Genomic DNA, 19,619 nt, shown 5'->3' with positions numbered 1-19,619 from the left:
CGTGTTCAAGAGGGATATCGGGAGTGAAGGGGGGAAAGGCCGTGACTCGACGGGCAGTGGATCGTTGGCGCAGGCCCGCATGACGGTCCCTGACGAGCCGTCAGGCGCCGCAGCGCGTCAGAACCGCAGGGTCGTTTGGCCGGGACGCGATGCCGCGGGACCGTTAGTCACTGCTCACTGCTCACTGCTCACTGCTCACTGCTCACTGCTCCTACTGATTCACCGTCGAGCGCGGTCTCGCGGCTCCCGTGCCCGCTGTGCCCGCCGTGCCAGTCCTGGGCCAGTGCCGGACCCAGCTGCACCAGGTATTCGGCGGTCAGGTCCCGCAGGGCGTCCTTGCTGGGGTCGTCGCCACGGCTCCACAGCTGTCCGGCCACCCTCATCACCGCGCTGAAGGCCGCCACCAGGGTGCGCGGTCGGGGGTCCGCGTCGACATCGAGCCCTTCGCGCGCCGCGATCAGCCGGGCGACCTGCTCTTCCATCTCCGTGGAGCGGCGCAGATGCGCGGCGAGCAGGGCGGGTGTCGACTCGATCATGAGGCAGGTCTGGAAGTGGATCTCGACCGGCGCGACCTGGCCGAGCGCCTCGTCGATGTGGTCCCAGCCCAGGAGGACCGCGTTCCGCAGGGCTTCGAACGGCACTTCGTGGGCCGGGCGCTCCTTCAGGAGTGCGCAGAAGCGGTTGCTGACGAGGTCCTGGAGGGCGAAGGCCACTTCCTCCTTGCTGGTGAAGTACCGGAAGAAGGTCCGCTGGGAGACGTCGACCACGTCCGCGATCTCATCGACGGTGGTCTGCTCGTACCCCTGGGAGATGAACAGCTCCAAGGACGCACGCACGAGCGCATCACGGGTGAGCTGCTTCTTTCGCTCACGCAGCCCGGTCGGCTCGGCCATGGGCTCGGCCGCCATCTGGCCCGTCACTTGGCCCTCGATTCATGGTCTCTTGCACACCGGACGTCTCACCGCACGTGCCCGGCGCGTTGAACTGATCGACCGGTTCAGCCTACCTGTGAGACAGATGACAGTCACCGACTAAAGAAATCGTTTGTCAACTGTCAGAGGCTGTCACTAGTCTCATCGCATGACTAGTCAGACCACCATCGACAAGACGCCGCAGGATGACCCCCTGGGGCCACGCGACGTAGCGGCGGGTCCGGCCAAGGGGCTTCGCGGCCACCCTTGGCTGACGCTCTTCGCAGTGGCCATCGGCGTGATGATGGTCGCACTGGACGGCACCATCGTAGCCATCGCCAATCCCGCGATAGCCGCCGACCTCAAGGCCACGATGGCCGACGTCCAATGGATCAGCCACGGCTACTTCCTGGCGCTCGCCGTCACCCTGATCACCGCGGGCAAGCTGGGTGACCGCTTCGGCCACCGCCAGACCTTCCTCATCGGCATCGTCGGCTTCGCCGCGTCGTCTGCGGCCATCGGATTCTCCGAAGGCATCGTCTCGATCGTGACCTTCCGAGTGGCCCAGGGCCTCTTCGGAGCCCTGTTGATGCCCGCCGCGCTCGGTCTGCTCCGGGCGACCTTCCCCGCCGAGAAGCTGAACATGGCGATCGGCATCTGGGGCATGGTCATCGGTGCGTCCACCGCGGGCGGACCGATTGTCGGCGGTCTGCTGGTCGAGCACGTCAGCTGGCAGTCCGTGTTCTTCATCAACGTTCCCGTGGGCATCATCGCCCTGATCCTCGGTCTGGTGATCCTCAAGGATCACCGAGCGGAGAACGCCCCCAAGTCCTTCGACGTCCCCGGCATCCTGCTGCTGTCGGGCGGCATGTTCTGTCTCGTCTGGGCGCTGATCAAGGCCGGCGAGTGGGGCTGGGGCGATGGCAAGACATGGGGCTTCATCGGTGCCTCGATCGTCGCCTTCGCGCTGTTCGCCTTCTGGGAGAACAAGGTCGCCGAGCCGCTGATCCCGCTGAAGCTGTTCCGCTCGGTGCCGCTGTCTGCCGGTGTGGTGCTGATGGTGCTCATGGCCATCGGCTTTATGGGCGGTCTGTTCTTCGTCACCTTCTACCTTCAGAACGTCCACGGCATGAGCCCGGTCGACAGCGGTCTGCATCTGCTACCGCTCACCGGAATGATGATCGTCGGCTCCCCGCTGGCCGGCGCGGTGATCACCAAGGTCGGACCGCGGATCCCGCTCGCGGGCGGCATGCTCTTCACCACGATCGCCCTGTTCGGCATGTCCACCCTGGAGACCGACACCAGCAGCCTGACGATGTCGATCTGGTTCGCCCTGCTCGGTCTCGGCCTCGCGCCGGTCATGGTGGGTGCGACCGAGGTCATCGTGGGCAACGCCCCGATGGAGTTGTCCGGTGTCGCCGGCGGTCTCCAGCAGGCAGCCATGCAGATCGGCGGCAGCCTCGGCACCGCGGTGCTGGGCGCGGTCATGGCCGCCAAGGTCAACAGCGATCTCGCGGGCAACTGGGTCGCCGCGAAGCTCCCGCTGCTGCCCCCCGAGCAGATGGACAAGGCCGCCGAGGCCGTCGAGGTCGGTGTGGCGCCGGTCGGCGAGGGCACCCCGCCCGAGCTGGTCGCCAAGATCACCGAGGTCGCGCATGACACGTTCGTGTCCGGCATGGGCCTCGCCTGCCTCGTCGCTGCGGGCATCTCGGCTCTGGCCATCGGGGTGGCGCTGCTGACCAAGCGCGGCGCCAACGCGGAGGCGGGCGCCGGCGCGGCCCACATCTGAGCCGTTCCATCTCCGCGAGGCGTCAACCTCGTACCGCCAACAGCCCCACCGGGTCAGCCCGGTGGGGCTGTTCGCCTATCAGGGTGATCCCGCTCGGTGCCCCTGTTGCCGTCGTCGGGCCGTGGGTCAGGGTGCGGTCGACCGATTCATATGATCACGGGGGTTCACTGTCATGCGACGACACACCATCGCCCTGTCCGCACTCATCGCCCTGGCCGCCCTGAGCACGGCCCTCACCCCGGCGGGGCCGGCGCTGGCCGCGACGCGACTGGGGGAGTGCCCCACGGGCGCGCTCTGTCTGTGGGAGCGGTCCGGCTTCGGCGGAGCCCGGCAGCTGTACGAGCTCTCCGGCACCGACATCGAGAGCTGCATCCCGTTGCGCGCGGGGACCACCGCACAGTCGCTCGCCAACCGCACCGGGCGGCCCGTCACCACCTACCAGTCCGCCGAGTGCCAGGAGACGGGCGAGTTCGAGACCTATCCCGGCTCCGGGACCTGGTCGCCCCAGTCGCCCTACCGGGTCCGGGCGTTCAAGATCTGGGAGAGCTAGCGGACCGGCCCGTGGCCCGGCGCAGCCGGGAGGGCCCGTAAACCGGCACGAGGGCGGCGGAACCTCATCGGAGGTTCCGCCGCCCTCGTGTTCACACCGCTGGGGGCGTCAGGCGTCGCCGCCCGCAGGGCCGGGGTCGGCCGCCGCCACGTCGAGCAGCTGATAGCGGTCCACGGCCTGCTTCAGCACCGAGCGATCCACCTTGCCCTCGCGCGCCAACTCGGTCAGCACGCCCAGCACGATCGACTGCGCGTCGATGTGGAAGTAGCGACGGGCCGCACCACGGGTGTCCGCGAAGCCGAAGCCGTCCGCGCCCAGGGAGGCGTACGTACCGGGCACCCAGCGGGAGATCTGGTCGGGTACCGAGCGCATCCAGTCGGAGACCGCCACGAACGGACCCTCGACACCGGAGAATTTGCGCGTGACGTACGGAACGCGCTGCTCCTCCTCGGGGTGCAGCAGGTTGTACTCCTCCACCGACACCGCCTCGCGGCGCAGCTCGTTCCAGGACGTCGCCGACCAGACGTCGGCGCGCACGTTCCAGTCCGTCGCCAGGATCTGCTGGGCCTCGACGGCCCACGGCACGGCCACACCGGATGCCAGGATCTGTGCCGGGATCTGCCCCTGCTCGGCGCTCTTGTAGCGGTAGACGCCCTTGAGGATGCCGTCCACGTCCACGTTCTCCGGCTCGGCCGGGTGCTGGATCGGCTCGTTGTAGACGGTCAGGTAGTAGAAGACGTCCTCGTTCTCCTCGGGCGTCCCTCCGTACATCCGCCGCAGACCGTCCTTGACGATGTGGGCGATCTCGAACCCGAACGCCGGGTCGTACGCCACACAGCCGGGGTTGGTCGAAGCCAGCAGCTGCGAATGGCCGTCCGCGTGCTGAAGGCCCTCGCCGGTCAGCGTCGTGCGGCCCGCGGTCGCGCCCAGGACGAAACCACGCGCCAACTGGTCAGCCATCTGCCAGAACTGGTCACCGGTGCGCTGGAAACCGAACATCGAGTAGAAGACGTACACCGGGATCAGCGGCTCGCCGTGGGTGGCGTACGCGGAACCGGCGGCGATCAGCGAGGCCGTGCAGCCCGCCTCGGAGATGCCGTCGTGCAGCATCTGGCCGGTCGGCGACTCCTTGTAGGCGAGCAGCAGCTCGCGGTCCACGGACTCGTACTGCTGGCCCAGCGGGTTGTAGATCTTCGCGCTCGGGAAGAAGGAGTCCATCCCGAAGGTGCGGTACTCGTCGGGCGCGATCAGCACGAACCGCTTGCCGATCTCCTTGTCCCGCATCAGGTCCTTCAGCAGCCGCACGAACGCCATGGTGGTGGCGATCGACTGCTGCCCCGAGCCCTTGCGCACGGCCGCGTAGGTCTTGTCCTCGGGCAGCGCCAGGGGCTTCGCCCGCACGACGCGGGTCGGCACATAGCCGCCCAGCGCCTTGCGGCGGTCGTGCATGTACTGGATCTCCTCCGAGTCGCGACCCGGGTGGTAGTACGGCGGCAGGCCGCCTTCCAGCTGGGAGTCCGCGATCGGGATGTGCAGCCGGTCCCGGAAGCCCTTGAGGTCGTCGACCGTGAGCTTCTTCATCTGGTGGGTGGCGTTGCGGCCCTCGAAGTTCGGGCCGAGGGTCCAGCCCTTGACCGTCTGGGCGAGGATCACGGTCGGCTGGCCCTTGTGGGCCTTGGCCGCCGCGAACGCCGCGAACACCTTGCGGTGGTCGTGGCCACCGCGACCGAGGTGCAGGATCTGCTCGTCGGACATGTTCTCGACCATGGCGCGCAGCCGCTGGTCCCCACCGAAGAAGTGCTCGCGGATGTACGCACCGGTCTCGGTGGCGTACGTCTGGAACTGGCCGTCGGGGGTGGTGTTCAGCTTGTTCACCAGCAGGCCGTCGCGGTCCTGCGCCAGCAGCGGGTCCCAGGAGCGGTCCCAGACCAGCTTGATCACATTCCAGCCGGCGCCGCGGAACTGCGACTCCAGCTCCTGGATGATCTTGCCGTTGCCGCGTACCGGACCGTCGAGCCGCTGGAGGTTGCAGTTGACGACGAAGGTGAGGTTGTCCAGGCCCTCACGGGAGGCGATGGAGAGCTGACCGAGCGACTCGGGCTCGTCCATCTCGCCGTCACCGAGGAACGCCCACACATGCGACTTCGAGGTGTCCGCGACGCCCCGGGCCTGCATATAGCGGTTCATCCGGGCCTGGTAGATCGCGCCGAGGGGGCCGAGGCCCATCGAGACCGTCGGGAACTCCCAGAAGCCCGGCATCAGCCGCGGGTGCGGGTAGCTGGAGAGCCCGTTCGGATACTTCGACTTCTCCTGGCGGAAGGCGTCGAGCTGGGTCTCGCTCAGCCGGTCGAGCAGGAAGGCGCGGGCGTAGATGCCGGGCGAGGCATGGCCCTGGAAGAAGATCTGGTCGCCGCCGTCGCCCTCGTCCTTGCCCCGGAAGAAGTGGTTGAAGCCAACGTCGTAGAGCGAGGCTGAGGACGCGAAGGTGGCGATGTGGCCGCCGACGCCGATCCCGGGACGCTGGGCGCGGGAGACCATCACCGCGGCGTTCCAGCGGGTCGCGTTGAGGACCTTGCGCTCGACCTCCTCGTTGCCGGGGAAGAACGGCTCGTCCTTGGTGGCGATGGTGTTCACATAGTCCGTGCTGCGCATCTCGGGCACGGCCACGCGCTTCTCACGGGCGCGCTCGATGAGGCGGAGCATCAGATAGCGGGCCCGTTCCCGGCCTCGCTCGTCGACGGCGGCGTCGAGTGAGTCCAGCCATTCCTGGGTCTCTTCGGGATCGAAGTCCGGAACCTGACTGGGAAGGCCGCCAATGATGATCGGGTTGCGATCTGATCCGGAAGCCACGCTGATCCTTCACTGTTCGGGGTGGTGAGCCGAGTTTTCTGGCAGAGTTTGCAGAGATCGTGGGGCGCTGCCGCACCGCCTCCATCGTGTACCGCGGGACGGGAAACGTCATCTCTACTGAGAGGTAACCCATGATCTCGCCGACGTCCCGCCCTGATCGGGTACTGCTCACCAGGTGGGCTAGGTAGGGTCAAATCGCAACCTTACGCCCATCCCGGTATCGCGTTCAGTTCGGGTGTTCGGTTCCGAGGGTGGCAGCAGAGGGACGTAAGGTGGCAAACGCGACCGAAGAGTGTCGCGTGCCCGACAGGCTCTGTTGGGACGTGTGTGGAGTTGCGTCGAGACGGGCGCAAACGTCACCGTTTCGGCGGTCTGAACGGCCGGGTACTTGCGCGATCCGCCCGGCGCGTGTGGACTACGGCCAACGCCACGCGTACGCGCGAGGCCGCAGCATCTACCGAACATGATCAGGAGGCAAGCCGTGAGCGCGACCGCGGACCACGCGGAGGAGCGGACCAACCCAGCAGCAAGGCTGGGGTTCGAGCCCGGACAGGTGGTCCAGGAGATCGGCTACGACGAGGACGCCGACCAGGATCTCCGTGAAGGCATCGAGTCCGTGATCGGCCAGGACCTCGTGGACGAGGAGTACGACGACGTCGCAGACGCAGTCGTCCTCTGGTTCCGCGATGAGGACGGCGACCTGACGGACACGCTGGTGGACTCCATCAGCCTGCTCGACGAAGGCGGCCTGATCTGGCTCCTTACGCCGAAGACGGGCCGGGAGGGCTACGTGGAGCCCAGCGACATCAGCGATGCCGCGCAGACTGCCGGTCTCTCGCAGACCAAGAGCATCAGTGTGGCCAAGGACTGGTCCGGCAGCCGGCTGGTGGCACCCAAGGCGAAGCGCTGAGGAGCCCCTAAGCAGGCCCGGGCCAGGCACCGGGCACACCCTGAGCGCATCGGCACCAACTACCGGTAGGCCCCCTTTGACCCAGGTCAAAGGGGGCCTACCGGTGTCTAGGGGGTTCTTGGTGCGCGCCTAGAGTGGACCCGTCACCCAAACGGGCTCAGCGAAGGGAACCACCCATCATGGCGATTGACGTCGGCACCGAGGCACCCGCATTCGAGCTGAAGGACAACCACGGGCGCACGGTGAGGCTCGCCGACTTCCGCGGTGAGAAGAACGTGGTGCTCCTCTTCTACCCCTTCGCCTTCACCGGTGTGTGCACGGGCGAGCTGTGCGCGCTCCGCGACGAGCTCCCGGCGTTCGTCAACGACGACACCCAGCTGCTGGCCGTCTCCAACGACTCGATCCACACCCTGCGCGTCTTCGCCGAGCAGGAGGGACTGGAGTACCCGCTGCTGTCCGACTTCTGGCCGCACGGCGAGGTGTCCAGGGCGTACGGGGTCTTCGACGAGGAGAAGGGCTGCGCCGTGCGTGGCACCTTCATCATCGACAAGGAGGGCGTCGTCCGCTGGAGCGTCGTGAACGCCCTGCCGGACGCCCGCGACCTGAACGAGTACACCAAGGCCCTCGCGGCCATCTGAGACCGCCCGAGCGCCCCGTACCGCCCTCCGTCGTGCGGACCCCGCCACGAGCGGGCGGCGGTTCGGGGCCGGGGTGACCGTACTGATCGGGCGGGCGGCGGTGCGCACCCGACCCCGGCTGGGACGCCCCCGCCCTCCTCTTCCCATCGGCCGCCGCGGGCCCCAGTGGCGCTCCAGAGCCGCGCTGGTGTCGCCGACGCATTCAGGACAGCGACCACCGCCCGGTGGGTCCGCCCAACCAGCATCCAACCGGGATGCAACGGGCGACCTCCCGAGTCAAACCCTGTCTTGCGCGGGAACCGGTCACTAGGATCGGATCGTTGATCCGACACGAACGCACGACGGGGGCGCTGCCCCTGGAAACCAATGGAGGGACTCGTGGGAGTCAGCCTCAGCAAGGGCGGCAACGTCTCGCTGACCAAGGCCGCGCCCGGCCTCACCGCCGTTACGGTGGGCCTGGGCTGGGACATCCGTACCACCACCGGCACGGACTTCGACCTGGATGCCAGCGCCCTGCTGACGAACGCCGAGGGCAAGGTCACCAGCGACGGCAACTTCGTCTTCTTCAACAACCTCAAGAGCGCCGACGGCTCCGTTGAGCACACCGGGGACAACCTCACGGGTGAGGGCGAGGGCGACGACGAGCAGATCAAGATCCATCTGGCGTCGGTCCCGGCGGACGTCGACAAGATCGTCTTCCCGGTCTCGATCTATGAGGCCGAGAGCCGGCAGCAGTCGTTCGGACAGGTGCGCAACGCGTTCATCCGCGTGGTCAACCAGGCGGACAACAATGAACTGGCTCGCTACGACCTGAGCGAGGACGCCTCGACCGAGACCGCGATGGTCTTCGGCGAGCTCTACCGCAACGGCGCGGAGTGGAAGTTCCGAGCCATCGGCCAGGGCTACGCCTCCGGTCTGCGCGGCATCGCGCAGGACTTCGGCGTCAACGTCTGAGCAGCTCGTATTCCGTCCGGCGCCGCACTGAGCAGTGCGGCGCCGGACGTGCCTGTTCCCACGGGCACGGCGCGGTGTGATCAGGGCATGTCTGTGCCAGTGGGTCCGGTCCGCTTCGGCGCCGGTTCCGCATGCGTGCGCAGCTGTCCCCTCGTACACCCGTGATGCCGATGCGGGTGCTGCACCCCCGCGAGAACGGGGTGGGGGCGGCTATGCGACCGCAGCGCGGGCGGGGGCGCCGACGTCGGACGGGGGCGGGGTCCATGGCGTTACTCGACGCCGTACGAACGGGGTGGCGTGCCCGTGCAAGCACGCCGAGGGTGGATTCCGGGGCGAACGGCGCCGGACAGCCACAACGATCGACTGGGGAGGATCACATCATGGGCGTCACGCTCGCCAAGGGAGGCAACGTCTCCCTCTCCAAGGCCGCACCCAATCTCACGCATGTGCTGGTGGGACTGGGCTGGGACGCACGCTCCACCACCGGAGCCGACTTCGACCTCGACGCGAGCGCACTGCTCTGCGGCAACGGTCGCGTCCTGGGCGACGACTACTTCGTCTTCTACAACAACCTGAAGAGTCCCGAGGGTTCCGTCGAGCACACCGGTGACAACCTCACGGGCGTCGGCGACGGCGACGACGAGTCCCTGATCGTGGACCTCACCAAGGTGCCGCAGACGGTCGACAAGATTGTCTTTCCGGTCTCCATCCATGATGCGGACAATCGCGGCCAGTCGTTCGGCCAAGTGAGCAATGCCTTCATCCGCGTGGTCAACCAGGCGGACGGCCAGGAGTTGGCGCGTTACGACCTGAGTGAGGACGCTTCGACCGAGACCGCGATGATCTTCGGTGAGCTGTACCGGTATGGCGTGGAGTGGAAGTTCCGCGCCGTCGGCCAGGGGTACGCGTCGGGACTGCGGGGCATCGCTCTAGACTTCGGGGTCAATGTTTCGTAAAGCTCCGCACGTTGCGCGGAGAACTGTCCTCGGTGTGTGGGCGCTACTCCCTCGGGCCTGGCCCGGGGGTACCCCCACCTAAACGATTGGGTGCCAGTGGTTCTGAAAACCTTCGGCTGGTCGTTCGCGGTTACCGCGCTCGGCTTGGTCGCAGCGGTGCTCTACGGAGGATGGACCGCGTTCGGGATCGTGGCGATCCTGTCCATCCTTGAGATCTCGCTATCGTTCGACAACGCGGTCGTCAACGCCGGCATCCTGAAGAAGATGAATGCCTTCTGGCAGAAGATCTTCCTCACGATCGGCATTCTCATCGCCGTATTCGGTATGCGGCTGGTATTCCCCGTCGTCATCGTCGCTGTCAGTGCTCAGCTCGGCCCCATCGAGGCGGTCGAACTGGCACTCAACGACAAGGACAAGTACGAGGAACTGGTGACCGACGCCCACCCGTCGATCGCCGCCTTCGGTGGCATGTTCCTCCTGATGATCTTCCTCAACTTCATCTTCGAGGACCGGGAGATCAAGTGGCTGGCCTGGCTGGAGCGCCCGCTCGCCAAGCTCGGCAAGGTCGAGGCCCTCTCGGTCTGCATCGCCCTGATCGTTTTGATGGTCAGCGCCATGACGTTCGCCGTCAACGCCCATCAGCACGGCGGTGGCCATGCGAACAAGGCTGAGACGGTTCTCCTCTCCGGTGTCGCCGGTCTGATCACTTATCTGATCGTCGCCGGTCTCTCCAGCTTCTTCGAGAACAAGCTCGAAGAAGAGGAGGAACGCGAACACGAGGAGGAGGAGAAGGCCCGCAAGAGCGGGAAGAAGGTCACCGCCGTCGCCGTCGGTGGCAAGGCCGCCTTCTTCATGTTCATGTACCTGGAGGTCCTGGACGCGTCGTTCTCCTTCGACGGAGTCATCGGCGCGTTCGCGATCACCAATGACATCGTGCTCATGGCCCTCGGTCTCGGCATCGGTGCCATGTACGTCCGATCGCTCACCGTCTACCTGGTGCGCCAGGGAACGCTCGACGAGTACGTGTACCTGGAGCACGGCGCCCACTACGCGATCGGCGCACTGGCGATCATCCTGCTGGTCACCATCCAGTACCAGATCCACGAACTGATCACCGGCCTGGTCGGTGTCGCCCTGATCGGCTGGTCCTTCGTGTCGTCGCTGCGACGGAATCGAGAGGTCGCCGCTCAGGAAGCCCTGAGCGAAAAGGCCGAGCCACACTCCTGATCGGGGGTGTGACCGTCGGCGAATTGCGGAACGCTTCTCGCGGGGCGGCTACGAGGCCCGTGCCTCGTAGCCGCCCCGTACCGTGCGCGGGAGCGGGGCCGGGCGCGCTCGGCCAAGGCGCCGGGGAGATGTGTCGGGCGGGTCCAACGAAAGGACTAGGGGCGGGACATGGCCTTCTGGGACAACCTGTGGCAGGGCGGGTCGACGCAGTTCGACTCCGGCAATGCCGCGACGAACTCCATCTCACTCAACCGGCGCCGCCCCTCGGTGTCGCTCACCAAACAGGGAGCGGCCAGCGGCCATCTGCGGGTCAACCTCTCCTGGCGGATGCGGACGTCCGACATCGAGGGCAGGCAGCAGAACAGTCTGCTGCGCCACCCCTTCAAGCTCTTCAAGCCCGAGGTGGTCCAGGCCCACACCCAGGGCATGGTCAACGTCGACCTCGACCTCGGCTGCCTCTACGAAATGGCCGACGGCAGCAAGGGAGTGGTCCAGCCGCTGGGCAACTTCTTCGGTTCCACCAATGAGGCGCCGTACGTCAAACTCAGCGGCGACGACCGGTTTGGCTCCGGTTCCGGCGAGACCATCTACGTCAACCTCGATCATCACGCCGAGATCAAACGACTGCTGTTCTTCGTCTACATCTACGACCAGACCCCGGCCTTCGATCGTACGCACGCCCAGGTGACCCTCTATCCGAGCAGTGGCCCCCGGGTCGAGATCGAGCTCGACGAACGCGCGCCCGAGGCCCGTTCCTGTGCCGTGTTCTCCGTCGACAACACCAAGGGAGAACTGGTCGTACGTCGTGAGGTGAGGTTCGTCTACGGCTTCCAGGCGGAGCTGGACCGACTGTACGGCTGGGGCCTCCAGTGGGGCCGCGGGTACAAGTCGCGGGTCTGAACCGACCCGCACCCGTGCCGACCCGAGGTTCAAGGACGAGCGAACTGTGGGCCCATCGGCGGCAGCCGGAAGTCCGGGTCCGGCACCAGGGCCGGCTGAGGATAGCCGTATCCCTGCTGCTGCCCCGGGCGGGCCGCCCCGGACTGCGGATAGCCCTGGGCGGGGTCCGCGGTCGGCCGGGCTGCCGGCACCGCGGGGGCGCCCGCCATGGCCGAGGTCTCCCCGACGTCGGCCGAATCGTTCCCGGAGCCTTCGCCGTCGTCCACCGAAATGCCGAAATCGGTCGCCAGCCCCACCAGACCGGTCGGATAGCCCTGTCCCACGGCCCGGAACTTCCAACCGTCACCGCGGCGGTACAACTCGCCGCAAATGATGGCGGTCTCCGCACCCGTCTCGGGTTGCACATCGAAGACGGCCAGCGGCTCGGCATCGATGAGAGTCGCGTCGTACAGCAGTATCCGCAGATCACGCACGTGCTGGAAGGTGTCGCCATCGGAGGAGGCGGCCAGCACCACCTGGTCGACGGAGGGCTCCAGCGCGGAGAGATCGGCCTCCACGGTGTCGGTGAGATGGTCGGCCACGCGCTTCTTCGGCAGCCTGCGCACCAGCCCGGAGGGGTGGCGCGGCTGGTTGTAGAAGACGAAGTCCTCGTCGGAGCGCACCCGGGCGTCGGGGCCGAGCAACAGGGCCGAGGCGTCCACATCCGGTACGCCGGCACCCGGTGTCCAGCGCAGCACGGCGCGTACGGCCGTCGCATCGAGGGGGACGTTCGAGCCCTTCAGCATCGCGTGCGTCATGTCGGTCATCCTGCCTTCTCAGGGGCCGCCCGGACAACGCGGGAGCACGGCCGTCCGCGCGGAAGTAGCAGTTCCGGGCGGTGGGGCCCTCGCTGCGCGCGGCGAGCGCCACCCGGATGGACACTTGAACGGGGCTTTCCGAGCGATCGTCGCGGGAGACTCGTGCGGTAGCCCGGCGTGTCGTCGGATGGAGTGGTACGGAAAGACACATGCATGGTGCATGTGGGATACCTGGAATTCATGGACCCGGGGAACTCTTGAGCCACTTTCGTACGTACTATTACCGGCCATACCAGTCAGGTGAGCCGCCAAGCAGTACGGGGGAGTTTCATGCGTCATTTCGGGCAGCTTTCGCTCGCAGTGCGTGAGCGTCTGTTCCACCAGGAGCCGTGCGATTTCACCGCCGACTCCTCCGCCCGTACGCTCGCGGTGGCCTTGGGCGCCACGCTCTACAGCCCGGCCACCCGTCCCAAACTCGCTGACGACATCCACAAGCAGGTAGCGCGCGGAGTGGTCTCCATGGTGCTCTGCCTGGAGGATTCCATTGACGACTCCGAGGTGGCGGACGCCGAGGAGAATCTCGTCCACCACTTCGCCGACCTCCATGCGCGCGGTGATGAACTGCCCCTGCTCTTCATCCGAGTGCGTGAGCCGCGGCAGATCCCTGACCTGGCCACTCGCCTGGGGGAATCCATCGGGTTGCTGTCGGGATTCGTGCTGCCCAAATTCACCGAGGAGCGGGGCGTCCCCTTCCTGGAGGCGCTCGCTGCGGCCGAGGCGGCGACCGGGCGGCGACTCTTCGCGATGCCCGTCCTGGAATCCCCCGAACTGCTCCATCTGGAGTCCCGGGGTGAGACGCTCGCAGGCATCTCCCGCACCGTCGACAAATACCGCGACCGGGTGCTGGCACTACGGCTCGGCGTCACCGATTTCTGCTCCGCCTACGGTCTGCGCCGCAGCCCCGATATGACGGCGTACGACGTCAAGATCGTGGCCTCGGTCATCGCGGACGTGGTGAATGTCCTCGGCCGCGCCGACGGTACGGGATACACGGTGACCGGTCCGGTGTGGGAGTACTTCCGGGTCCAGGAGCGCATGTTCAAACCGCAACTCAGGCGCAGCCCCTTTATGGAAGGCCGCGCAGATGAGCTGCGTACCGCTCTTATTCGGCATGATCTCGATGGACTTCTGCGCGAGATCGAACTCGACCGGGCCAATGGTCTGACAGGCAAGACCTGTATCCACCCCACGCACGTGGTCCCGGTGCACGCGCTCTCCGTGGTCAGCCACGAGGAATTCAGCGATGCCCGGGACATCCTGCGCCCCGATCGGGAGGGCGGCGGTGTGCTGCGTTCCGCGTACACAAACAAGATGAACGAGGTGAAACCCCACCGGGCGTGGGCGGAGCGGACCCTGCTGCGGGCGGAGGTCTTCGGTGTGGCCAGGGAGGACATCGGTTTCGTGGAGCTCCTGACAGCCGGACACTCGGCTTGAGGGCCATCGACACGACGACCTGCCCTGCCCGACCTGCCCTGACCTGCCCGGGGCCTGGCCCCAGCCCGTCCGCCGGGGCCGTAGCCGTAGCCTGCATGGGGCCATACCGTGCGCACAGATCGCGACGACAGCGAAGGCTGGGATGACAGCGAAGGCCGGAAACACTGCGAATGCCGCTCGGACCGCGCAGAGCGCGACGACGGCGAGCACCAGAGGGAGAGAGACGGTCGACGTGGAGTGGTCGGGATCATGGGTCGCCCAGCGACTCGGCGTGACGCTCGAAGGTGATCCGCAACTGCCCGCCCTGTTGGGGATGGCCCTGCGCCGCAACCCCAAACGGGCCCATCTGCTGGTGTCGAACGTGCTGGGCAAGCACGTGCCCCAGTCGCCCGCCGTCGTCCACGGGGCGGGACACGACCTCGGGGTACGGGTCCGGGCCCTGCTGGGGGACGAGGAATCGTCCCGCGCGGTCGTCCTCGGTTACGCGGAGACGGCGACGGCCCTCGGCCACTCGGTGGCCGACGGCGTGGGCCTCGCCCCCTATCTGCACTCCACCCGCCGGCCAGTCGAAGGGGTGGCACGGGCGGGTGGATTCGAGGAATCCCACTCCCACGCCACCTCGCACCTCCTGCTCCCCGAGGACCCGCAGCTGCTCGCGGGCGAGGGTCCGCTGGTGCTGGTGGACGACGAGTTCTCCACCGGCAACACCGTGCTGAACACCATCCGCGCACTCCACGAGCGCTATCCCAGGGACCGCTATGTGGTGGTGGCGCTGGTGGATCTGCGCTCGCTCGCCGACCAGGGACGGTTGGCGGCCCTGGCGGCCGAGCTCGATGCCCAGATCGACCTGGTGACATCGGCGAAGGGCACGGTGGGGCTGCCGGCCGACGTCCTGGCCAAGGGGCAGGCCCTGGTCGCCGAACACACCGGACCCACAGCACCCTCAGCACCCACAGCACCCACCGGCCGTGAGGCAGCACCCACCGGCCGTGAGGCAGCACCCACCGGCCGTGAGGCAGCACCCACCGGCCGTGAGGCAGCACCCACCGGCCGTGAGGCAGTGACCGAGGGCGCCGGAGCCGCCGCCCGAGTGGACCTCGACTGGCCCCCGGGCCTCCCCGACGGCGGACGCCACGGCTTCACACCCGAGCATCGCGCCCGCCTGGAGTCGGCCCTGCCCGCGATGGCCGGGACCATTGCCGCCGCCCTCGGTCTGGAGACCACGACACCGGACTCCATACCCACCGGCCCGCCCGCAACGTCCCAGCCCCCGGCCTCCGACGCCCCCCGGCGGGTCCTCGTCCTCGGCTTCGAGGAGCTGATGTACGCACCCCTGCGTCTGGGCACAGCCCTGGAACGCCTCACCACCGCCGAGGTGCGTTTCTCCACCACCACCCGCTCACCGGTGCTCGCCGTCGACGATCCGGGCTACGCCATCCGCACCACGCTCGCCTTCCCCGCCCACGACGACCCCGCAGACGGCCCGGGCGAGCGCTACGCCTACAACGTGGCAGGTGCCGGGTTCGACGCTGTCGTCGCCGTCGTCGACTCCACCGCCGACACCGCCGAGCTCCACGCTCCGGGCGGCCTCCTCGACCGGCTCGCCGCCCACACCCCCCGGGTGTTCCTTGCGGTCGTCCCCAGCCACCGACCCGAAGGGGCAGCCATGGCGCCCACGCCCTCCACCTCGGCCCTTGCCGAGCCCCTGCGCGGCCCCGCCTTCTCCTCGTACGCCGCAGAGGACGTCGGCTGGCTGCTCCAGGACCTCTCCGACGTACAGCTCGAAGCGCCCACGGAGGAGCGCGAGGAGGCGATCCAGCACGGCGGTGCTCACTACGCCGAGTCGCTGCCCGTCGAGTACCAGCCATCGGCCGACTACCAGCAGCTCTTCCACAATGCCCTGGAGACCTCGGCCGTCCGTATCGCGCAGGCCGTCGGGGTCGTCACCGAGACCGTGCTCGCCGAGCGGGCCGCCGTGACGGACCGTCCCGTACTGGTCTCCCTGGCCCGGGCCGGCACACCGGTCGGGGTGCTGATGCGCCGCTGGGCCCAGTGGCGGCATGGTATCGACCTGCCGCACTACGCCGTCTCCATCGTCCGTGGGCGCGGCATCGACGCCAATGCCCTGCGATGGCTCGCCGACCGCCATGACCCGGCCTCGGTGGTGTTCGTCGACGGCTGGACCGGGAAGGGCGCGATCACCCGCGAACTGGCCGCCGCGATCGCACGCTTCGACGGCTTCAACCCGGAGATCGCCGTGCTCGCCGACCCCGGTGGCTGCGTCCGCACCTACGGCACCCGCGAGGACTTCCTCATCCCGTCGGCCTGTCTGAACTCGACCGTCTCCGGACTCATATCCCGTACGGTTCTGCGGTCCGACCTGGTCGGCGCCGATGACTACCACGGCGCCAAGTTCTACCGAGAGTTGGCCGATGCCGATCTCTCCCAACACTTCCTCGACACCATCGCCGCCCGCTTCGACGAGGTGACGGGCCCCGTGGACGGGGAGGTGAAGGAGTTGCTGGCGATGGACCGTGCGCCCACCTGGGAGGGCTGGGCGGCCGTCGAGCGGATCAGCGAGGAGTACGGCATCCACGATGTGAACCTGGTGAAACCGGGCGTCGGCGAAACCACCCGCGTGCTGCTGCGGCGCGTCCCCTGGAAGATCCTCGCCCGCGCCGGTGCCGGCGCCGACCTCGATCACATACGGCTCCTCGCCGACCAGCGCGGCGTACCCGTCGAGGAGGTCGACGACCTCCCCTACAGCTGTGTGGGGCTCATCCACCCCCAGTACACGCGCGGCGCGACCGGTGCCGACGGCAAGGCGGTGACGTCCCCGTGAGCACATCCCAACACCGGACAACGCACCACGACACCGTCGAGAAGGGCCCCGACAACATGGCCGCGAGCGCATCGGCCGACGCGTCGGGCAGCGGACGCCCGCTGGTCGCCAGCGACCTCGACCGCACCCTGATCTACTCGCCCCGAGCCCTCCACCTCACCATGCCCGACGCTGAGGCCCCCCGGCTGCTGTGCGTCGAGGTCTACCAGGGCGGGCCCCTGTCGTACCTCACCGAGACGGCAGCCGCACTGCTGACGCGACTGGCCGACGAGACCGACTTCGTACCGGCCACCACGCGCACCCGGGAGCAGTACGCGCGCATCCGGCTCCCCGTCCCCACCCCCCGGTACGCCATCTGCGCCAACGGCGGCCACATCCTCGTCGACGGAGTCTCCGACCCCGATTGGCAGCGGCAGGTGACCGCTCGACTCGCCGATGAGTGCATCCCCCTCGCCGAGGTGCGCGCCCATCTGATCGCGACCTCCGACCCGGCTTGGCTGCGCAAGGAACGCGTCGCCGAGGACCTCTTCGCGTACCTCGTCGTCGAACGCGAACTGCTCCCCGCCGACTGGATCAAGGAACTCGCTGCCTGGGCAGGCCCTCGGGGCTGGGCCGTCTCCCTCCAGGGCCGCAAGATCTACGCCGTACCGCAGCCGCTCACCAAGAGCGCTGCCGTGCGGGAGGTGGCCCGGCGCACCGGGGCGCAGCGGGTGCTCGCGGCCGGTGACTCCTTGCTCGACGCCGATCTGCTGCTCGCGGCGGACCGCGGCTGGCGGCCCGGCCACGGTGAACTCGCGGACTCCGGCTGGAGCGCTCCCCATGTGGAGGCGTTGGCGGAGTCGGGCGTACTGGCGGGCGAGGAGATCATCCGCAGGTTCCTGGCAGGCTGAGCGCACGAGCGACCGACGGCTCCATCGGAGCCCCGTCGGTCGCTCGCCGCGGGAACCGTCGGGCGTTGCTGGGTGGTCCTCGGTGAGGTCGCTACTTGCGGCGGGAGCCGGCGCCCGGCTTCATCATCCGCACCACGATGAACGCCAGTACACCCACCACCGCGGCGATCAACACCACCTTGGAGTAGGTGGAGACGTATCCCGCGACCTCTTCCCAGTTCTCGCCCAGCGCGTACCCCGCCAGGACGAACGCCGTGTTCCAGATCGCGCTGCCGAGAGTCGTGAGCGTCAGGAAGAGCGGGAGCGGCATCCGCTCCACACCGGCCGGAACTGAGATCAACGACCGGAAGACCGGAATCATCCGGCCGAAGAAGACGGCCTTGGCGCCGTGCCGGGCGAACCAAGCCTCCGTGCGCTCGATGTCTGAGACCTTCAGCAGCGGCAGTTTCGCCGCGATACGCACCGTACGGTCCCGACCGAGCAGCGCTCCGATGCCGTACAGGGCGAGCGCACCGACCACCGATCCGGCGGTCGTCCACAACAGGGCGGCGATCAACCCCATGTGTCCCGTACTGGCGGCGAAACCGGCCAGCGGCAGGATCACCTCGCTGGGCAGCGGAGGAAAGAGGTTCTCCAGGGCGATCAGTATGCCCGCCCCCGGCGCACCGAGGGTCTCCATCATGCTGTTGACCCAGCCGGGAGCACTGCTCTCCAGGCCCGCCGCACTGCTAACGATCATGTGATCCATGAGCTCCACGCTAGAAAACCGCAGCTGAAGGGAGTCTGAAGAGGGCCTCGGCCCATGCTGCGCGTCTACCCCAGTGTGCGGGACTCATGGCTGGCTGATGTTCTGGATCATGGCGAGGGCAGCGGGACGGACCCTTCCCTACGGTCGATACGCGGTCGATCGACGCGGACCGGGGCACCACGAGACGCAACGGACCTCACTGCGGGTCCTCATCGAGCCGAGATACCCCGCTGACGGCTCCGGGCCCCTCTGACGGCTTCCGGTGCGAGCTTCCCGACCTTCAGGGCCTGGCCCGGCCACCACAGGTGGACGAGAGCCCGGGTAGTGCCGTCAGTTGTTCGCGGGTCTGGGAGGCGCCCGGATCCACGGTCGGGTGACGCTCACAGGACAGGGCGGCTCCGGGCACCGAGAACAGCGGCCCGGAGCTGCCCTGAGGAACGGTCACTTTCGCCAGAACAAGTGGTGCGCCACTCCGCTGGGGCTGGGTACGACCTCCAGGTGGAACCGGTCGAGCAGCTCATCGGGGGACTCCCAGAGCCGTACTCCGGATCCGAACTCCACTGGCGAGACCGCCACGTGCATAGTGTCGACGAGGTCCGCGTCGAGGAACTGCCGGATGGTGGTGGCCCCGCCGCCGAGCCGGACGTCCTTGCCCTGCGCCGCCTCCCGGGCCTGTTCGAGAACCGTGGCAGGGTCCCCGTCGACGAAGTGGAACGTGGTGTCGGAGAGCGTGAACGATGGACGCTTGTGATGGGTCAGGACGAACACCGGGGTACGGAAAGGGGGCTCGTCACCCCACCAGCCCTGCCACTCATGGTCCTGCCAGGGCCCGCGCTGGGGACCGAACTTGTTGCGGCCCATGATCTCGGCGCCGATGTTGCGCGCGTAGTCCCGCGTGAGGTAGTCGTCCAGGCCCCGGCTCCCCCCGGGGTCGGTGCGCATGGGCCAGCTCGCCGTGGCGCCGGCCCAGGCGAACAGCCTCCCGGGATCGACATGACCGAACGGCCTCTCAAGGGTCTGGTCGTCACCGGCACCGATGCCGTCACTTGAGACGTTGAAGTTCTGGACTCTGAGTAGCTGAGCCACGCGTTCCTCCTGTGCTGGGGCGATAACGGTGGTGAGACTCTTTGGGCGAGTCAAACTCATCGCTCCCTTTGTGGCCG

Annotated in this window: 17 protein-coding genes; 11 read left to right on the top strand and 6 right to left on the bottom strand. The window is 67.8% G+C overall.

The genetic code is table 11. The annotated features are described in order from the left end of the window. Positions 1-188: 188 nt before the first annotated feature. Positions 189-908 (bottom strand): TetR family transcriptional regulator, encoded by a 720-nt coding sequence (locus OID54_RS12310; protein WP_443055771.1) that lies wholly within the window; start codon positions 906-908, stop codon positions 189-191. Positions 909-1,098: 190 nt separating this feature from the next. On the opposite strand from OID54_RS12310, the gene OID54_RS12305 reads away from it, so the two are divergent. Beyond that, positions 1,099-2,700, top strand: a complete 1,602-nt coding sequence (locus OID54_RS12305) for an MFS transporter (protein ID WP_443055770.1) — start codon at positions 1,099-1,101, stop codon at positions 2,698-2,700. A 172-nt stretch (positions 2,701-2,872) separates the two neighbouring features. Next, positions 2,873-3,250 (top strand): peptidase inhibitor family I36 protein, encoded by a 378-nt coding sequence (locus OID54_RS12300; protein WP_329018197.1) that lies wholly within the window; start codon positions 2,873-2,875, stop codon positions 3,248-3,250. Positions 3,251-3,358: 108 nt separating this feature from the next. Here OID54_RS12300 and aceE read toward each other — a convergent pair whose 3' ends face one another. Then, positions 3,359-6,100: a pyruvate dehydrogenase (acetyl-transferring), homodimeric type gene (gene aceE / locus OID54_RS12295; RefSeq protein WP_329018194.1), complete on the bottom strand. Its 2,742-nt coding sequence runs from the start codon at positions 6,098-6,100 to the stop codon at positions 3,359-3,361. Positions 6,101-6,581: 481 nt separating this feature from the next. Between aceE and OID54_RS12290 the strand changes: the two genes are divergently transcribed. The 6 genes from OID54_RS12290 (at position 6,582) to OID54_RS12265 (ending at position 11,685) form a co-directional block, all read left to right on the top strand. Beyond that, positions 6,582-7,010, top strand: a complete 429-nt coding sequence (locus OID54_RS12290) for a DUF3052 domain-containing protein (protein ID WP_329018191.1) — start codon at positions 6,582-6,584, stop codon at positions 7,008-7,010. A gap of 179 nt (positions 7,011-7,189) precedes the next feature. Further along, complete coding sequence (locus tag OID54_RS12285) at positions 7,190-7,648, top strand: peroxiredoxin (RefSeq protein WP_329018188.1); 459 nt, start codon at positions 7,190-7,192, stop codon at positions 7,646-7,648. Positions 7,649-8,026: 378 nt separating this feature from the next. Next, positions 8,027-8,602: a TerD family protein gene (locus OID54_RS12280; protein ID WP_329018185.1), complete on the top strand. Its 576-nt coding sequence runs from the start codon at positions 8,027-8,029 to the stop codon at positions 8,600-8,602. Between the two features lie 380 nt (positions 8,603-8,982). Next, the gene (locus tag OID54_RS12275; protein WP_329018183.1) at positions 8,983-9,558 is read left to right on the top strand and encodes a TerD family protein; all 576 of its coding nucleotides are present in this window, start codon (positions 8,983-8,985) and stop codon (positions 9,556-9,558) included. Positions 9,559-9,654: 96 nt separating this feature from the next. Beyond that, the gene (locus tag OID54_RS12270) at positions 9,655-10,785 is read left to right on the top strand and encodes a DUF475 domain-containing protein (RefSeq protein ID WP_329018180.1); all 1,131 of its coding nucleotides are present in this window, start codon (positions 9,655-9,657) and stop codon (positions 10,783-10,785) included. A 168-nt stretch (positions 10,786-10,953) separates the two neighbouring features. Continuing rightward, a complete protein-coding gene (locus tag OID54_RS12265) occupies positions 10,954-11,685 on the top strand; it encodes a TerD family protein (RefSeq protein ID WP_329018177.1) in 732 nt (243 codons plus the stop codon). Positions 11,686-11,714: 29 nt separating this feature from the next. Here the strand turns inward: OID54_RS12265 and OID54_RS12260 are convergent, their stop codons facing one another. Continuing rightward, complete coding sequence (locus OID54_RS12260; protein ID WP_329027451.1) at positions 11,715-12,482, bottom strand: TerD family protein; 768 nt, start codon at positions 12,480-12,482, stop codon at positions 11,715-11,717. A 330-nt stretch (positions 12,483-12,812) separates the two neighbouring features. Here OID54_RS12260 and OID54_RS12255 point away from each other — a divergent pair, with 330 nt between their 5' ends. From OID54_RS12255 to OID54_RS12245, 3 genes are all read left to right on the top strand, one after another. After that, on the top strand, positions 12,813-13,976 hold the full coding sequence (locus OID54_RS12255) for an HpcH/HpaI aldolase/citrate lyase family protein (protein WP_329018175.1): 1,164 nt from the start codon (positions 12,813-12,815) through the stop codon (positions 13,974-13,976). Between the two features lie 232 nt (positions 13,977-14,208). Then, positions 14,209-16,818 carry a phosphoribosyltransferase domain-containing protein gene (locus OID54_RS12250; RefSeq protein WP_329018173.1) on the top strand — a complete coding sequence of 870 codons (2,610 nt, stop codon included), beginning with the start codon at positions 14,209-14,211 and terminating at the stop codon, positions 16,816-16,818. Between the two features lie 56 nt (positions 16,819-16,874). Then, the gene (locus OID54_RS12245) at positions 16,875-17,708 is read left to right on the top strand and encodes an HAD family hydrolase (RefSeq protein ID WP_329027449.1); all 834 of its coding nucleotides are present in this window, start codon (positions 16,875-16,877) and stop codon (positions 17,706-17,708) included. A 91-nt stretch (positions 17,709-17,799) separates the two neighbouring features. Here OID54_RS12245 and OID54_RS12240 read toward each other — a convergent pair whose 3' ends face one another. The 3 genes from OID54_RS12240 to OID54_RS12230 all read right to left on the bottom strand — a co-directional run bounded on the left by OID54_RS12240 (position 17,800) and on the right by OID54_RS12230 (position 19,542). Then, on the bottom strand, positions 17,800-18,447 hold the full coding sequence (locus OID54_RS12240; RefSeq protein WP_329027448.1) for a DedA family protein: 648 nt from the start codon (positions 18,445-18,447) through the stop codon (positions 17,800-17,802). 289 nt (positions 18,448-18,736) lie between these two features. After that, a complete protein-coding gene (locus OID54_RS12235; protein WP_329018170.1) occupies positions 18,737-18,901 on the bottom strand; it encodes a hypothetical protein in 165 nt (54 codons plus the stop codon). Beyond that, positions 18,898-19,542 carry a dihydrofolate reductase family protein gene (locus OID54_RS12230; protein ID WP_329018167.1) on the bottom strand — a complete coding sequence of 215 codons (645 nt, stop codon included), beginning with the start codon at positions 19,540-19,542 and terminating at the stop codon, positions 18,898-18,900. The genes OID54_RS12235 and OID54_RS12230 overlap by 4 nt, the downstream gene beginning before the upstream one ends. Positions 19,543-19,619: the final 77 nt, after the last annotated feature.

The sequence above is a fragment of the Streptomyces sp. NBC_00690 genome (assembly GCF_036226685.1).
Taxonomy (GTDB): Bacteria; Actinomycetota; Actinomycetes; order Streptomycetales; family Streptomycetaceae; genus Streptomyces.
Note: the sequence above shows the minus strand (reverse complement) of the source record. Positions and strands in the feature narration are given on the sequence as shown.